This window comes from Pseudomonas asgharzadehiana (assembly GCF_019139815.1).
In the GTDB taxonomy this organism is placed as follows: domain Bacteria; phylum Pseudomonadota; class Gammaproteobacteria; order Pseudomonadales; family Pseudomonadaceae; genus Aquipseudomonas; species Aquipseudomonas asgharzadehiana.
The window spans coordinates 2,592,169-2,608,734 of sequence record NZ_CP077079.1; the positions used below are offsets into that span (position 1 = coordinate 2,592,169).

General features: G+C 62.7%; 15 protein-coding genes. 2 read left to right on the top strand and 13 right to left on the bottom strand.

What is annotated here, in order from left to right; all coding sequences use genetic code 11:
* The first annotated feature begins 7 nt into the window (after positions 1–7).
* Together KSS96_RS12000 and KSS96_RS12005 are read left to right on the top strand one after the other, a co-directional pair.
* Positions 8–1,240 (top strand): MFS transporter, encoded by a 1,233-nt coding sequence (locus KSS96_RS12000; protein ID WP_065877812.1) that lies wholly within the window; start codon positions 8–10, stop codon positions 1,238–1,240.
* A gap of 16 nt (positions 1,241–1,256) precedes the next feature.
* Positions 1,257–2,708: an amidase gene (locus tag KSS96_RS12005; RefSeq protein WP_439653348.1), complete on the top strand. Its 1,452-nt coding sequence runs from the start codon at positions 1,257–1,259 to the stop codon at positions 2,706–2,708.
* On the opposite strand, the gene KSS96_RS12010 is transcribed toward KSS96_RS12005, so the two are convergent.
* The 13 genes from KSS96_RS12010 to nthA all read right to left on the bottom strand — a co-directional run bounded on the left by KSS96_RS12010 (position 2,705) and on the right by nthA (position 16,508).
* Positions 2,705–3,712, bottom strand: a complete 1,008-nt coding sequence (locus KSS96_RS12010; protein ID WP_065877816.1) for an oligopeptide/dipeptide ABC transporter ATP-binding protein — start codon at positions 3,710–3,712, stop codon at positions 2,705–2,707. The two genes, KSS96_RS12005 and KSS96_RS12010, sit on opposite strands and share 4 nt — an antisense overlap.
* A complete protein-coding gene (locus tag KSS96_RS12015) occupies positions 3,709–4,743 on the bottom strand; it encodes an ABC transporter ATP-binding protein (protein ID WP_217856340.1) in 1,035 nt (344 codons plus the stop codon). The genes KSS96_RS12010 and KSS96_RS12015 overlap by 4 nt, the downstream gene beginning before the upstream one ends.
* A 2-nt stretch (positions 4,744–4,745) precedes the next feature.
* The gene (gene ddpC / locus KSS96_RS12020) at positions 4,746–5,645 is read right to left on the bottom strand and encodes a D,D-dipeptide ABC transporter permease (RefSeq protein ID WP_217856342.1); all 900 of its coding nucleotides are present in this window, start codon (positions 5,643–5,645) and stop codon (positions 4,746–4,748) included.
* A 2-nt stretch (positions 5,646–5,647) separates the two neighbouring features.
* Positions 5,648–6,664, bottom strand: coding sequence for an ABC transporter permease (locus KSS96_RS12025; protein WP_137220197.1), 1,017 nt, complete (start codon positions 6,662–6,664; stop codon positions 5,648–5,650).
* Positions 6,665–6,770: 106 nt separating this feature from the next.
* Positions 6,771–8,327: an ABC transporter substrate-binding protein gene (locus KSS96_RS12030; protein WP_217856344.1), complete on the bottom strand. Its 1,557-nt coding sequence runs from the start codon at positions 8,325–8,327 to the stop codon at positions 6,771–6,773.
* A gap of 153 nt (positions 8,328–8,480) precedes the next feature.
* On the bottom strand, positions 8,481–9,038 hold the full coding sequence (gene ddpX / locus KSS96_RS12035) for a D-alanyl-D-alanine dipeptidase (RefSeq protein WP_017528315.1): 558 nt from the start codon (positions 9,036–9,038) through the stop codon (positions 8,481–8,483).
* Between the two features lie 44 nt (positions 9,039–9,082).
* Complete coding sequence (locus tag KSS96_RS12040; RefSeq protein ID WP_017528316.1) at positions 9,083–9,934, bottom strand: MurR/RpiR family transcriptional regulator; 852 nt, start codon at positions 9,932–9,934, stop codon at positions 9,083–9,085.
* A gap of 454 nt (positions 9,935–10,388) precedes the next feature.
* On the bottom strand, positions 10,389–10,952 hold the full coding sequence (locus KSS96_RS12045) for a TetR/AcrR family transcriptional regulator (protein ID WP_017528317.1): 564 nt from the start codon (positions 10,950–10,952) through the stop codon (positions 10,389–10,391).
* A complete protein-coding gene (locus tag KSS96_RS12050; protein ID WP_217856345.1) occupies positions 10,949–12,589 on the bottom strand; it encodes an AMP-binding protein in 1,641 nt (546 codons plus the stop codon). Before KSS96_RS12050 ends, KSS96_RS12045 begins: the two co-directional genes overlap by 4 nt.
* 67 nt (positions 12,590–12,656) lie before the next feature.
* Positions 12,657–13,949, bottom strand: coding sequence for a methyl-accepting chemotaxis protein (locus KSS96_RS12055; RefSeq protein WP_217856347.1), 1,293 nt, complete (start codon positions 13,947–13,949; stop codon positions 12,657–12,659).
* Between the two features lie 18 nt (positions 13,950–13,967).
* Complete coding sequence (locus KSS96_RS12060) at positions 13,968–15,224, bottom strand: GTP-binding protein (protein WP_217856349.1); 1,257 nt, start codon at positions 15,222–15,224, stop codon at positions 13,968–13,970.
* Positions 15,221–15,877 (bottom strand): nitrile hydratase subunit beta, encoded by a 657-nt coding sequence (gene nthB / locus KSS96_RS12065; protein WP_003173242.1) that lies wholly within the window; start codon positions 15,875–15,877, stop codon positions 15,221–15,223. Before nthB ends, KSS96_RS12060 begins: the two co-directional genes overlap by 4 nt.
* Positions 15,878–15,917: 40 nt before the next feature.
* The gene (nthA, locus tag KSS96_RS12070) at positions 15,918–16,508 is read right to left on the bottom strand and encodes a nitrile hydratase subunit alpha (protein ID WP_217856351.1); all 591 of its coding nucleotides are present in this window, start codon (positions 16,506–16,508) and stop codon (positions 15,918–15,920) included.
* Between the last annotated feature and the right edge of the window lie 58 nt (positions 16,509–16,566).

Genomic DNA, 16,566 nt, shown 5'->3' on the forward strand with positions numbered 1-16,566 from the left:
GCTGGCCATGAACCCATTACGTTCTGATAGCGCATCACCCCGTCAAGCCACCGGGCGCCGCGAAGGGCTGGTGCTGATGCTGGGCAGTAGCCTGACCATCATGGGCGCGGTCATGGTGGCGCCGGTGCTGCCCAAGCTCGGCGCCGAGTTCGGCCCGCTGCAATCGCATGCCGACATGCTGGTGCCGCTGGTGGTTACCGGGCCGGCATTGGCGATTGCAGTGTGCGCGCCCCTGGCCGGCTGGTTGGCCGACCGGGTCGGGCGCAAAAACTTGCTGATCCTCGCTACCTTGCTCTACGCCGTGCTCGGCGCGTTGCCGGCGGTACTGGACAATTTGCCGACCATTGTGGGGATACGCCTGTTGTTCGGTGCCGCCGAAGCGGCGGTCATGACCTGTTGCGCCACGCTGATCGCCGACTATTGGCACGGCGAGGAACGCATGCGCTACATCAACCGGCAAGTGGTGACCATCGGCCTGGTGGGCGCGCTGTTCTTCGTAGTGGGCGGGGCGATGGGCGAGCATTCCTGGCGCCAACCGTTCCTGCTGTACCTGCTGCCATTGTTGCTGGTGCCGGTGATGATGAAAGTGCTGTGGGAGCCCGCGGCCAGCCGACAGCCCGTCGATAGGCCTGAAGAGGGGCGGGTGGCGATCCTGCCCGTGGTGATCGGTTACCTGCTGATTCTGTGCGGCATGATCCTGAGTTTTGTGGTGCCGATCCAGGCGCCGATTCTGCTGGTCGGCCTGGGCGTAACGTCGAGCACGATGATCGGGCTGTCAGCGGGGTTGAGCCTGCTGGCGACCCTCGGCGGTTCGCTGGCCTGGCCGTTGCTGCGCCGCCGCATCGGTATCGCCGGCTGCAACGCGTTGCTGCTGACGTTGCTGGGGTTGGGGCTGTGGCTGCTGATGCGCGGGCAAAGCTACAACGCAGTACTGCTGGCGGTGCTGATTCATGGCCTGGGCGCCGGGCTGCTGGTGCCCAACGCGATGGCGCCGGTGATGAATGCCCTCAGCGCCAGAACCCGTGGGCGCGGCCTGGGCGGGTTCACCTCTTGCCTGTATTTCGGCCAGTTCGTCAGCCCGTTGGTGGTGGCACTGCTCAGTGCCCGCTCTGGCGACCTGCGCCTTTCCATTCAGTGGCTGGCGTTCGCCAGTGTGGTCTCCGCCCTGGTCTGGGCGCTGGCCGGCCTGCAAGCGCGACGCAAGGCGGCGACCCGAACGTTCGGCTCAAGTCATTCGTAATCAAGAGGACATGCACATGGACATCCACAACCTGCTGGACACCGAAGACGCCACCGGCTTGGCCGAGTGGCTGCGGCGCGGCGAGCTGCAACCCGGCGAGCTGCTGGAGGCGGTCATCGACCGCATCGAGCTGGTCGAGCCGCAGCTCAATGCCGTGGCCGAGCGCCTGTACGATTCGGCCCGTGAAGCCGCTCGCACCCTGCAGCCCGGTGCCGGGGTGTTTGCCGGCGTGCCGACGTTGATCAAGGACCTGTTCTCGCCGGTCAACGGCGCGGCCATGACCAATGGTTCCCAGGCGCTGGGAGGGTTTCGCGCCGACTTCGACGCTGAGCTCGTGACCCGTCTGCGCCGAGCCGGTTGCGTGATTGCCGGTACCAGCACCTCGCCCGAATTCGGCACCTCGTACTCCACCGAGTCCAACCGCTTTGGTGCCACGCGCAACCCTTGGAACATCAGCCACAGCGCGGGCGGTTCCAGCGGCGGCGCGGCGGCCCTGGTGGCGGCGCGCGTGGTGCCGTTTGCCCATGGCAACGATGGCGGTGGTTCGCTGCGCGTGCCGGCCTCCTGCTGCGGGGTGTTTGGCCTCAAGCCGAGTCGCGGGTTGTTACCTTCGGGGCCGATGATTGGCGAAGGGTGGGCGGGGATGGGCACGCCCCACGCCATCACCTTGTCGGTACGCGACAGTGCCGCGTTGCTGGATGCGACGGCGGGTATCGACCTTGGGGCGCCATACGCCGCGCCCTTGCAGGCGCAGCCCTATGTCTCGGCGCTGCAACGTGATCCACGGCCGCTGCGGATTGCACTGGTGGAGCAACTCGGGCCGTGGGCGACATCCAGCGAAGCGGTCGAATCCGTGCGCGCGGCGGCCAGGCTGTGCGAATCCCTGGGTCACCATGTCGAGCCGGTGAAGCTGCCGGTGGCGCTGCCGGAGTTTCTCGATCAGGTGTTTACCATCATTGGCGCCAGCACCCGTCATTACCTCGACGTATTGGGCCAGATGCGCGGCTTTGCGGTGCAGCCCGAGGAGCTGGAGGCGCGTACGCGGATCATCTTGCGCAGCAAGGGCGAGGTCAGTGGTGCGCAGTACGCCGGCGCGGTGGAATGGATCCATACCTTGGGCCGTCAACTGGCGGTGTTCATGCAGAACTACGACTTGATCCTCACGCCGACCCTGGCCCGTGCGCCGGTACCGATCGGTGAGCTGGACCTGCAGGACGACCGCCTGAGCCTGGATGAGTTGATCGAGCGCTTCCACAGCTACTCGCCGTTCACCGCACTGTTCAATGCCAGCGGGCAACCGGCGATGTCGGTACCGTTGCACTGGAGCGCGGCCGGCCTGCCGATGGGGGCGCATTTTGCTGCGCGTTTTGGCGAAGAAAGTACCTTGTTCGCGCTTGCTGCACAGTTGGAGCGGGCGCAGCCGTGGCGGGGGCGGGTACCGCCGATCAATGCCTGTGCCGCGCGCTAACCGGCCGGTTGGGTTGGCAGCCCTTGCTCGGCTGACGCCAGGTGGCATCTGACTTGCTCAGTGCCACTGGAGCGGCTGGCCGGCAGTAACGCTTGAGGTCGTTCACAGCCAACCGTCGCCTGCGGGCAGCGATCACGGAAAAAGCAGCCTTTGGGCAAGTTGCGATTGCCGGGCAACTCGGTCGGTGCCGAGACATGCGCATCGTCCACGGGGGCTCCCAGACGGGGAACGGCTTCGAGCAACAAGCGCGTATAGGGATGGCGCGGATGCTCCAGCACCTGAGCCGCAGAACCCAGCTCCACCACCTGTCCCAGGTACATGACGGCCACCCGGTCCGCCATATGGCGCACCACCGATACGTTGTGGGAAATGAGGATATAGGTCAGTTGCCGAGCGCGCTGCAGCTCACTCAACAGATTGAGGATTTGCGCCTGTACCGAAATGTCCAGCGCGGAGGTGGGCTCGTCCAGGACGATAATGTCCGGGTTCGACGACAGTGCCCGCGCGATCGCGATGCGTTGGCGCTGCCCACCGGAAAACTGGTGAGGGTAGCGGTCGAGGTACTCAGCCCGGATGCCGACCTGCGCGGCGACTTTGGCGGCGATGTCGCGCATATTCTGGCGGGGAGCGCTACGTTGTACGTAGAGCGGTTCAGTGATGATTTTCCAGATCGGCAGGCGCGGGTCCAACGAGGACTGCGGGTCCTGGAAGACGATCTGCACATGGCTGCTGCGCTCGCTGTCGGTGTTGTATACCCAGTCGAGCCGGCCCGACGTCGGTTTGATCAAACCCATCAACAGTTGCGCCAGGGTGCTCTTGCCGCAGCCTGATTCGCCGACGATGCCCAGGGTTTCACCGGCCTGCACCTGCAGGTCAATGCCATTGAGCGCGTGTGCCACGGCTTTGGGTCTTCCCAACCAGTCAGTGCCCATCGGGTAGTGCACCCTGACGTCCTGCAAGCCCAGGATGGGCGGGCGGGTGGCGAGCGTGGCGATGTCATTCATGAGTGCAACTCCAGGGATGAGGGGGAGGGCGCCTCGACCAACCAACACGCGCTTTGGTGGCCGGTTCGGGCATCGACGGACTGCATCGGCGGGCGCTCGGCACATCGCGCCATGGCATGGGGGCAGCGCTCGCGAAACGTGCAGCCTTCGGGCAAGGCGGCCAGGTTGGGCACCTGGCCTGGGATGGTCATCAGGTCCTGACCTGGCTCGACCTGTTCCGGCAAGCCGCAGAGCAACCCCTTCGTGTAGGGATGACGGGGATCAGCCATTACCTGGGCGGTCATGCCTTGCTCGACCACCGCGCCGGTGTACATCACGTACACCCGGTCGCAAAACTGCGAGACCAGAGCCATGTCATGGGTAATCAGCAGGATCGCCGTGCCCCGTTGGCGAGCCTTTTCGCGCAGCAGCAACAAGACCTGGCGCTGCACGGTGACGTCGAGCGCGGTGGTCGGCTCGTCGGCGATCAACAATTGCGGATCGCAGGAGAACGCCAAGGCGATCATGACCCGCTGGCGCATGCCGCCGGACAGTTCGAACGGGTAACTGTGCATGACCTGCTCGGGGTCGGCGATGTGCATGTCGCGCAGCAAGGCGATGGCTTTGGCGCGGGCTGCGCACGTGCTCAGCTTTTGGTGATGAATGATCACATCGAGCATCTGCCGGCCGATACGCCGGGTCGGGTTGAGTGCGGTCATCGGCTCTTGAAAAATCATCGCGACGTCTTTGCCACGCACCTTGAGCAGATCTTTTTCCAAGGCGCCCAGCATGTCTCGTCCCAGAATGCGCAGCGCCCCGCTTTTGACCGCGTAGGCGCGTTCCGGCAGCAAGCGCATGCTCAGCATGGCGGTCACCGATTTTCCCGAGCCCGACTCACCGATCACGCCGACAATTTCGCCGGCCTTGACCTCCAGGGAGACACCGTTGAGCGCTTTTACGGTGCTGCGGTATGCCGGGAATTCAATCCGCAGGTTGTCGATGGACAGCACGGGTTCGCGTGAATGGGCAGTGACCTGTGGCTGGATAGGCATGCTCATTTCCCCTGCTGGCGTGGGTCGAGCAGGTCGCGTACGCCGTCGCCCAATAAGTTGAACCCGGTCGCGGTGATCAAGATTGCGACCCCTGGAAAGGTGGAGTACCACCACTGGTCAAGAATGTAGTTGCGTCCGGTTGAGACCATGGCGCCCCATTCGGCGGTCGGTTGCTGCGCACCCAGGCCGATGAAGCCCAAGGCGGAGGCCATCAGGATCGCGCTGCCGATATCCAGGCTCAGTTGCACCAGCAGGGGCGGCATGGCGTTACGGGCGACGTGCCAGCTCACCATGTGCCAGCGCCCAGCGCCGAAGGTTTCGGCGGCTTTCACGTAGCCCATCTGCCGAATGCTCAGGGCCTGGCCACGCGCCAGGCGCACATAGAACGGAACCCGCACCAGGGTAATCGCCAGCATCGCATTGAACAGGCTGGGGCCCAACGCGGCGGCCAGCGCCATGATCAGCACCAGCGACGGCACCGACAGCATGATGTCCATCACACGCATCACCAGGCGGTCGAAGCGCCCGCCAATGATCCCGGACATGCAACCGAGCAAGCCACCGGCCAGGCACGACGTGAAGGCCACGAACAGGCCGACGCCCACCGATTGCCGGCTGCCGTACAGCACCCGGCTGAACAGGTCACGCCCGACTTCATCGGTGCCGAACCAATGCTGCGCCGAAGGCGCCGCCAGCCGCTGCGCCAGGTTCAATGCGTTGGGGTCATGGGGCGCGAGCCACGGTGCGAACAGCATCACCAGCAGCACCGCGAGGGTGATCAGCAGCCCGGCCATGGTCAGCGGGCTGCGCCTTAGCTGGTGGGCCAAGTACGCGAGCTTGTCCTGCCAGCGGTTCATTTTCGGCAGCGGTTTGACGGCAGGTGCAACCAGGGAATCAGACATTGTCAGTTAACCTCGCCAATGCGCGGGTCGATCACGCGATACAACAGATCGATGGTCATGTTGAGCAGTACGTAGATGAACGACACCAGGATGGCGAAGCCCATGACGGCCGGGAAATCCAGCGATTGGATTGACTTGACGACGTAGGCGCCCATGCCCGGCCAGGCGAACACCGTTTCGGTCAGCACCGCGCCATACAGCAGGTCGCCGAGGGTCAAGCCCAGCACCGTGATGGAAGGAATCAGTGCATTGGGCAGCGCATGGCGAAGGATCACGGTCCACTTCGACAACCCGTAGGCGCGTGCCGTGCGTATGTAGTCTTCGCCGAGCTGATCCAGCATCGCCGAGCGGATCTGCCGCGCGATAACCCCCAGGTTGACGAACCCCAGGGTGACGGCGGGCAGGATCAGGTGTTTGAGTGCGTTGCAAAACAGCGCCATGTCGCCGGCAATCAGTGAATCGATCAGGTAGAAGCCGGTAAACGTCGGCGGTGGGGTCAAGCCTTCATCGAGTCGCCCGCTGCCGGGCAGCCAGTTCAGATGACCGTAGAAGACGACGATCAGCCCCAGGCCCAGCCAGAAGGCGGGGGTGGAGATGCCGGTTACCGCCAGGGTCCTGGCGATCTGGTCGATAAGGCGATTGTGGTAGACCGCCGACAACACACCGAGCGGCACGCCCACCAGGATCGACAATGTCAGCGCGGCGAAGGCCAGCTCCAGGGTGGCCGGGAAAAACGCCTGCAAGTCTTCAAGCACCGGGCGGCTGGTTCGGATCGAGGTGCCCAGGTCGCCATGAAACAGGTCAAGCATGTAACGCCCGTATTGCTGGTACAGCGGCAGGTCCAGGCCCAATTGATGCCGAATATGCTCGACAATCGCATCCGTGGCGCGGTCGCCCGCGATCAGGCGCGCCGGATCGCCGGGGATAAGATGGGAAATCGAAAAGGTGATCAGCGAAACCCCGAACACCACCAGAAGGAGGCCGCCGAGACGTTTTCGCACTGTATTCAGGAAGGCCATAGGGCACCTCGGTCACTCTATAAAGGGGGGCAGGGCCAGGCTGCTCGCGGGCATGGCGTGGCAGCGGGCTCGCGTGAGCCGCGAGGCCGCTGCCGCCCGCCGTGGCTTACTTGGTGATCGTGCCGATGTTGAAGACTTGCTCAAGCATCGGGTTGAACACATACCCCTTGACCTTGTCGCTCATCGGCAAGGTGTAGGCCTTTTGGTAGAGATAGGCGTAGACGCTGTCATTGAGCACGATCTTCTGCGCCTGCTGATACAGCTCGACACGCTTGGCCATGTCGTTGGTGGTGGCCGATTCACGAATCAGTTTGTCGACCGCCGGGTTGTCGTACAGGGAACGGTTGCCCGCCAGCCCCTTGAGCTTGGAGTCGAAAAAGAAATTCATGAACATGTAGGGGTCGGCAAAATCCGGGCTCCATGAGCCGATGGCGACGTCGAAATCCCCCGTGCCCAAGCGTTCACGCATGCTGGCGTTGGCCAGTTTTTCCATCTTCAGGTTGACGCCGATCGATTGCAGGCCGGCTTGCAAGGTCAAGCCGATGGGTTCCCAGTTCGGGTCTTTGTCGGAATACATGAAGGTCAGGTTACTGACTTTTGGCGAGACCCTGGCCAGGTCCGCCTTGGCTTTGCTCAGGTCCTGCTTGAGCGCCGGCAGCTTTTCGTCATACGCCCACATGCCCTGTGGAATCGGGCCGTTCAATGGTTTTGCCTTGCCGCCCAGGATGCCTTGGATAATCCCGTTGTAGTCGACCGACTCAATGATTGCGCGGCGGGCATCCGGGTTGTTCAGCGGCGCTTTCTGCGTGTTCAGGTAGAGCATCGTCACCCGCAGCGAGGGGTAATCACCGATCACAATCCCGGGTTTTTTCGCCAGGGCCTGGAGCTGGTCCTCCGGCATGTCTTCGATGATGTCCAGGTCGCCATGTTCCAGTTGCAGGCGGCGTACCGAGGCCTCGCCGATGATCTTGACGACGACCTTGTTCAGGGTCGGCTTGGGGCCGGCGTAGTAGCTGTTCTGTTCCATGGTCAGGGCCTGGCCTTTCTGCCAGTTGATCAGTTTGAACGCCCCGGAGCCGGCGGTATGCGTCGACAGATAGGTCTCGGCACCTTCAGGCTTCTTGGCCACGGCGGGGTTCACGATAGCGGCGCCGTTGTGCGCCAGCGTCGACAGAAACGGTGCATAGGGCGCTTTGAGGGTAAAGCGCACCGTCATTGGGTCGACCATGCTGACGTCCATATCTTCAGGGAACGCTCCCGAAGGCCCTTGTTTGAGTTTCATCACGCGATCAAAGGAAAACTTGACCGCCTCGGCATTCACCTCGGAGCCGTCATCGAACTTGTTGCCGGGCTTGAGCTTGAATTCCCAGGTGAGGTTGTCCGGTGAGGTCGACCAACTGGCGGCAAGTTCGCCTTGCACTTCGGTGCTGCCTTTGCCGTTTTCGACCTTGTACGTCACCAGGCGCTGATAAGCCGGGTAGGTAATGGCCCAGTCGTTGTTATCGATGGTCACCGCCGGGTCGAGCGTTTGAGGATCGGACGGTTTACCGATCATCAAGGTGTCCTGGGGTACGGCCGCACTGGCCGCCTGAAATGAGCCGAGGCCCATTGCGCTGAAGAAAACAGCCATCGCCAGATGACGAGGTTCAACGATTGATTTCATGCCGGTTCCTTTATCGTTCGATGTATGGAATTTTTCAGGTTTTTTATTGGTGCTTTACCGGGCAGTAAACGGGCTGCGTCAGGGCAACCCAGTGTTGCTGTTGTTCTACGCCGGGATTTATAGAGGCCCCGGTCGGGTGTCACGGTCATTGGATCAAGGGGCGGGCGCGACTGACGGGTCGTCAATCAGTGGGTACTGCTGTGCATCAGGTAATTCGTAATGCCACCACTCGCTGTCTATGTAGGTGAATCCGGACGCGAGCATGATCCCTAGCAGGATCAAGCGGTTCTGTTGCACCTGGGGAGGAAGATCAACATAGAACTGGTGCGACTTTTCGCGCATGTCGTCAAACCCGGTGCCCATATCCAATGCCTTGCCATTGGCATCGATCAGCGTGAGATCGACGGCCACGCCGCGACTGTGATGCGAGCCCAGGGCGGGGTCGCGAACGTATTCGGCATTGGGCAGCGCGGCCCACAACAGGTATTGAGCGTACGGCGGCCGGTAGGCGTCGAGAATGCGCAGGCTCAAACCCGCCTGGTGGGCCAGTTGGCAGGCCTTGCGCAGGCAGGCGTGAGCGTCGGGGTGTAACAGGCAGCGCGGGTCCTGATAGATCTGTTTGCCGGCCAGGTTATCGGCCCTGGCGTACACCAGGTCGACCTCGATTTTCAACGCCTGGGCATCCACTTCGATGAGGGGGTTGTTATTCACTTCAAGGCTCCAGCACAGACGTTGAATGGGGCATCGCCACGTGATCAATCAAATTGACCGAACAGTTGTTGCAACTCGCGGTTCCTTGCCAGGCGTTCATCCAGGCTGTCGCCCAGTTGCTCGGCCACTGCGGAAACGATCAGGTTGAGCAGGCAGGAAAGCGGCGCCAGCGAGTCCCAGAATTGCCCCACGTCCGAATCCAGTTGAAGCAGGTCATGCGGATAATCCCGTGCCCAGGGGCACTGAAAATCGGTAATGAAGGCCAGCGGCAGGTGCTGTTGGTGGGCGACATCGCAGAAGGTCCGCGCCACGGCTGAATACATACGAAAATCCGCAATCACTGCGTAGGGGTTTTCGAATTGAGAATTCAACGACTCCGCATAGGTGCCCGACAGGCCATCCACGTAATAGACCTTGGGCCTGATGTACTCCAGGTGGCTGAAGAAGGCATTCAGAATGCCACGCGTCGACTGGATGCCGACGATAAACACCGCATCGGCGGTGCACAGCCGGTCGACGATCCGCGCGAACGTGGGCCCACGCGCCAGCGCATACACGCGCTGGATGGCTTCGACTTCACGCTTCATTGACCGCTCAAGCGTATCGCCATGGACCTTTTCCTCACGAAACGCCCCCAGCCTGTCAGTGATGACCCAGGCGCTGTCGTCATCGTCACGCAGGCTTTTTTTCACATCGTCAATGTTGCGATAACCCAGCGAGCGCAAGAATCGGCCGACCGATATGCCGGTGGTATCCGTCTGCTGCGCAATGCTGTCCGCGGTCTCGAACGGCAGTTTCTGCGGGTTGGCCAGCAGGTAGCCGGCAATCCGTTTACCGGTCGGCGTGAGGTCGGCGAACCGGCTGTCCAGCATGTCCAGGAAACCTGTTTTGTCCATGAGAAGCCCGCAGCGGTATCAAAAAGTCTGGCCAAAATGTTATCGAAGGATCATTTGTGGCGTTTGTGTTATCAACATAACACGGCGAAATTTCGCTGTCCCCAGGTTTTTTCAACGATTTTATCGGGCGGTTTCAACGTGCCTCATGGCAGTGCGTGGGCATGGCGGATGGGCCTGCGAGGTGCAAAAGAAACTGGATATCGAACGAAGCACGGGGGCGCGATGGCGTTTCGTTGTCGTGAGGTTGCTCACGTGACGGCCGGACAGCGGGTAGACATCTACTTGATGCGCCGCGACCTAAATGTGGGGTGTCAGTTAGGTCGTCGTTTGTCCCCGAGCCGTCACGGGGGGAGCAAGCTCCCTCATTCCAGGTTCAGGCCCACCCCAACGTCGTGTAGACACCCAGGCCCGAATGGACCCGCTTGCCGGCGTGGCGTTGCGCGCAATACCCGGCTCAAGGCAGCGACTTGATGGCCTGCACGAGCGCGTTGACGAGGGTCCTGGTAATGACGCGGCGCTGAGTGCGCTCCATCAACGGGTTCAACCAGGCGGGCAGGCTGTTGAGCATGGGCAGGATGACCGTGAGCGCACCCTCGCGCAAAGGGCCGCCAGGTCCTTGGCCGAGCTGTTCGACCAAACTCAGTATTTCTGCCTCATAGGCCTCTCTCGCTCGCCGGACACTGTCTTGCATCGACGCGCTCAGGCAGCCGGCGTCCATGACGGCCAGCTTGAAGTGCGCGTGCATGTGTTCGTGCAATTGAAGATGGCACTCGATCAGTTTTGTCAGGCGTTGCGCGGGCGTCAGTCGGCGTTTCCTGATCTGCTCAACGTGCGACAGCAACGCCTGGTACAGCTCCATCAACCACTGGAACAGCAGCGCTTCCTTGCTCTCGACATGGTGATAAATCGCGCCCGGGCTGATGCCCACGTGAGCCGCCAGTTCGCGCATGCTGACCTGGCTGAAGCTGCGGGCCTGGAACAACTCCAGCGCTCGGTGCTGGAATTCCTCCTGTGTCATGCGTCGAGCGCCTGTTGTTTGGCGATTTCCTGGTTGCGCAGAATGAACCGCTGCAGCTTGCCACTAGGCGTCTTGGGCAACTGTTCGACGAACTCGATTTCGCGCGGATAAGCATGGGCGGCCAGGCGCTCCCGCACGTGCAGGCGCAGGGTTTCCGCCAACTCGGCGCCTGGCGGGTACTGGGTATTGAGTACGACAAACGCTTTGATCAGCTCGGTGCGTTGCGGGTCGGGCTTGCCGATCACGGCGGCTTCGACCACCGCCGGGTGTTCGATCAGCGCGCTTTCGACATCGAAAGGCCCGACGCGGTAGCCGGACGTGGTGATCACGTCGTCGTTACGGCCGACGAAGCTGATACTGCCGTCGTCATTGAACTCCACGATGTCGCCGCTCAAGTAATAACGGCCGACGAAGGCCTTGGTGGGCATCTCGAAGTAGCCGTTGAACCAGCACAATGGCGAGTGCTCGCGATCCACCGCCAGCACGCCTGGCCGGCCCTTCGGCAATTCACGGGCGGCCTCGTCCAGCACGACAATCCGGTACCCGGGTACCGCATAACCGGCCGAGCCCTCACGTATCGGGTGGCGCAGGCCGTGATGATTGCACAGCACCATGCCGATTTCAGTCTGGCCATAATGGTCGTGGATAACCACGCCGAGCTGTTCGGCGAACCAACGGATGACTTGCGGGTTGAGCGGCTCGCCGGCGCTGCTGACCGCGCGCAAGTGGCCACGCACGGCGCTGGCGAACTCGGCCCCTGCCGCGATCAACAAGCGGTAGGCGGTGGGCGAACCCGCCAGGTTGCTGATCGCGTACTTGGCGATGATCTGGCAGGTGCTGTCCACCGTGAACGGGCCGTCATAGAACAGCGTGGCATGGCCGCACGCCAAAGGGCCGGTCACCGCGTAATACAGACCATAGGCCCAACCGGGGTCGGCCAGGTTCCAGAAGCGATCGTCCTCACGCAGGTCAATCGCATCACGCATATAACCCTTGAAGGCCAGAATGGCCCTCAGCGGTACTTCCAGCGGCTTGGCCGGCCCCGTGGTGCCCGACGTGCACATCAGCAAAAAGGGCGCGTCGGCGTCCAGCATCTCGGGGGGGCACTCAGCCGGCTGGCGCTCCAGCATGCTCCAGAAATCGTAATCGCTTGAGAGCCTTGCGTGGCCGCCGGTGACGAGGATGCGGGGGCAGTCGGGAATGTCGTCCAGCTTGGGACGGTTGTGCGCATCGGTCACGATCCAGCGTGTCCCGGAGCAGCCCAGGCGCTGCTCGATCGCCTTGGGCCCGAAGGCGGTAAACAGGGGCTGGTACACCGCGCCGATGCGCCAGGTGCCCAAAATGGCGATCAACAGTTCAACCGTGCGGGGCATCAGGCCCGCCACACGGTCGCCCGGCTTGACCCCTTGCTCGCGCAAGAAATTGCCGAAGCGCGCCGCGTACGCCTGCAACTCGCTGAAGGTGTAGCGCGTGGCGCGGCCATCGCGCGTTTCGCAGTACAACGCCACGGCATTGCCGTGGGCGTGCCGGTCGCAGCATTCGATGCAGGCGTTCAAGGCATTCAGTTTGCCGTGCAAGTCCTGGGCAGCCAGTTGCAGATAGTCGAAGGAGGTCACTGCTGAGTCGTAATCGCGCATAACGTACCTGATTGTTATTGTTGGAATGTGTTGTGTGCCCGCGTCGAGCGAAGGCGTGTCGATCCGGCTAGTTGTCCATCATCTCGGCCGCTTGCCGGGTCGCCTGGCTGGTTCGGGTGGCAAGCTTGCGAACCTCATCGGCGACCACCGCAAACCCGCGCCCGGCGTCGCCTGCCCGCGCCGCCTCGATGGCGGCGTTCAACGCCAACAGGTTGGTCTGGCTGGCAATGCCCTGGATGGTGGCGACGATTTGCGTCAACTTGCTGAGGGTTTCCTGCATCACCCGATGTTGCTGTGCCTGCGCCTCGCGCATCGCGCTTTCTTCATGGTGGGCATGGATATCGGTAATGGCGCCTACCACCCTCTGCGGCGAACCGTCCGCGGCGCGGCGCGTTTGCCCACGGCCGCGGAACCAGCGGTAACTGCCATTTTTGTGTTTAAGGCGATAGTCCACGTCGAACGGCGTCTTGCCGCTGCGGTCGTCGACGTGCGCGACAAACGCTGCAATCGCCCGTGCGCTATCGTCGGGATGCAGGCGCGAGGTCCAGCTTTCCAGGGTGTTGGGGAACTCCTCGACCGTGTTGCAGCCCAGCAGCCGGCGCATTTGCGAAGACCACCAAATCGTATTTTTCGGGTTCGCCGGGTCGCCGGCCACGACTTCAATGTCCCAGAGCCCGTCGTGGAGCATTTCCCGGGCGATGTCGAAACGAGTGGCCGCCAGTTCGAGCGTCTCGTTGTGCAGGTGTTGCTCGTGGACATCACGCAGGGTCCCACCGATGGCCACAGGCAAGCCTTGCGCATCGCGCCGCGAAACACCGCTGATGCTGCACCAGCGATAGTCACCGCCGCTTGCGGACCTCATCCGCGCCCTCAACGCAAAGGGCGTGCGCCCACTGCGGTCGGCCAGGTGCCGGCCGAGCGTCTCCAGGTGCGCTTGCCGGTCAGCCGGGTGCAGCTGTTCGCTCCAGCACGCCAACTGATCGATACCCTGGGTCTGGATCGACGTAGACCCTGTCCACTCCAGCGCACACTCCGGCGCAGGTGCAGCGCTGTCATCCAGGTCCAGCTCCCAGAACAGTTCATCCGCCCCGCGGGTGATCAATGCCCAGCGCGCTTGCAACTGCCGCAACTGGCTGTCGCTACGGGTCAGGCGTTCGTCCAGTTGCGTCACCTCCAGCGTCAACGCGCGGGTCTGCTCGTTGAGGCTGCGCCGCTCTTGCAGCAACCGCTCGACGCCGGCCAGGATGCGGCGCAACAGCGGGTGGTTCGACGACAGCGGCGTGTTCGCCTGATCAGGCTGGTCCAGCCTGTCGGCGAGCGGTGCCAGTACCCAGCGGGTGGTTCGGCTGAAAAAAAGCATGGAGCACCTCTACCTCGGTCAAGTGGGATCTGCCGGCAAGGACGGCGTCGGCGCCGACAAGGCCCGGCTGTCAAAGGCCGCCGCCCCCGGCAGGGCTTGCCAGGCCGACGGGCCGGCGGCGATTTCCTCGGCGCTCAGCAGGCAGGCGTCGAGTTCGCGTTGCAATGCGTGGGTATCCAGGTCCTGGCCGATGAAGACCAACTCTTGCCGACAGTCGCCGACAACGCTGTCCCATTTGTCCATCAGACTCTGCAACCGATACGCATCACGCGGCCATTGCGACGGCTCGATGAAATTCCACCAGCGCCCGACATAGTCCCATTGGAACTGCCTGCCGCTTTGCGCCAGCAGGCCGGTTTCCAGGTGCCGGCTGGCGAGCCAGAAATAACCTTTGCTGCGCAACAGCCGTCCGTTGTTCCAGGGGCGATTGAGAAAGTCGAGCAAGCGCTGAGGGTGAAAAGGCGCGCGTTCGCGGTAGACCCAGGAGGTCACGCCATAGGTGTGCGTCTCGGAGGCTGCTGCGTCGCTCGCTTCCATCTGCCTCATCCAGCCCGGTGCCGCCGCAAGGCTGGGTAAATCAAACAGGTGGGTACCGAGGATGCCGGATAACTCGGTATTGCCGTGCGCCATGGGCACGATCCGCGCGCTGGGGTTAAGGCCGGCGAGGATCGCATGCACGGCCTGGTAACCTGCTTCGTCGAGCAGGTCGAGCTTGTTGACCAGAATGACGTTGGCGTATTCCACCTGTTCGATCAGCAGATCCGCCAGAGGGCGCATCGGCGTATGCGCCTGTGCGTCGTCGCGGGCACCCGTGTGTGGTGATTCGAGCAACGCCTGAAAGCGGCTGCCATCGACCACCGTCACCAAGGTATCGAGCCGCGCCAGTTCGCTGAGGCTGAAGCCTTCCGCGTCGAGGAAGGCGAACGTTTCCGCGACCGGCATCGGTTCAGAGATACCGGTGGACTCAATGAGCAGGTAATCGAAACGCTGCTGGCGTGACAGGGCACTGATCTGCTCCAGCAGATCGGCGCGCAGTGTGCAGCAGATACAACCGTTGCTCATCTCGATCAACTCATCGCGACCACGGTGCAGCGACACGTCGCGCTGCACCTCGGCGGCGTCGATGTTGACGTCGCTCATGTCATTGACGATGACCGCCACGCGCAGGCCTTCACGGTTGCGCAGGATATGGTTGAGCAGGGTGGTCTTGCCGGCGCCGAGGAAGCCGGAAAGCACCGTCACCGGCAGTCGGCCTGTCAGGGCGCCGTCCATCATGCGCTCACCGGGCGGTCGGCGTGGTCCAGATAGCTTTCGAACAGGTCGACCACCACGAACCCCTCATCGGCCGCATCGCCCCACAGGTCTTTCACGCGAAACTCGACATGGTAGGTCGGCTGATGCGCCGCGCTCGTATCGCCATGGCCAATCGCGTCCGGGAACGGCCACGTCTGTGAGGTGCGGTGCAGTACCACACCGTGCTTGCCGCGCACGTAGGCCGGCATGCGCACATGCCCGGCCACGTACTCGTCTCGCACCACCACCCGGTCGCCCACCTCGAAGGGCGCGCGGCCGGTGATCGCCGGGCGCCCGTTGGCGTGTGCGGGGTTTGCCAGCTTGAAGTGCGAGCCCAAGGCCTGATCAAGCTCGGCCTGGGTGATCACGCCGGTTTCAACCAGCAAGGTGGCGGTGGCGATGACATAGCGTTCGTAGTACTGGGTGCCGACATGCTGGCGAACGTCCAGGCGTTCGACGGCATGACGCACTTCGTCCACGCTGAACTTCTTCAAGTGATCGGCACCGATGAACATCAAGCTGTAGGCCAGGTGTTCCCAGTCCTGCTTGAATACCGGTTGGTAGCTCAGGCTGTTGATGGTGTGGGGGACTTTGCCAAAGCCTTGGAAACCGCCGAGATCGTGAAAGCCATCCATAATGAAAACTCCGGGAATTGAACGGTGATGCGTGGTTTGTTCAGCCAACGCGGGGCAGGGCGACACCAATCAGCACGTCTTTGGTCACCAGGTTCTGCAGCTGCTCTTGCGTCATGTGCTCGGAGCCTTCAGGCCTGACCGGCAGCACCAGGTAACGGGTTTCGGCGCTGGTGTCCCAGACCTTGACCACCACGTCACCCGGCAGCTGCGTCCCCAGTTCGCGCAGCACGGTGCGGCCTTCCCGGACCAGGCGCGCACGGAACTCAAAGCCCTTGTACCACTCAGGCGGCAGGCCCAGGACAGGCCAGTTGGTGCACGAGCACAGGCTGCAGACAATCACGTTCTTGACCCCGGGCGTGTCCTCCAGCGCGACGATGTACTCGCCCTGCGGGCCGGTGTAGCCGAACTGGGCGCACGCGGCGGTGCTGTCCTTGAGCAACAGTGCACGAAACTGCGGGTCGACCCAGGCCTTGGCGACCACGCGGGCGCCATTTTGCGGGCTCCATTCGTGCGCCATCAGTTGCGTCATGTGTTCGATGTAGCCCTCGGGGATCAGGTCCTTTTGCTTGAGCACCTGCAATAGCGCCTGTGCGCGTTCGCCGGGCGTAGAGGGGGTGTGTTGGCTGGTCATCAGTGGATTCCTCATCGTTGAACTTCGAAGCAGCGCCTGGCGGCTTTATTTTTTTTGC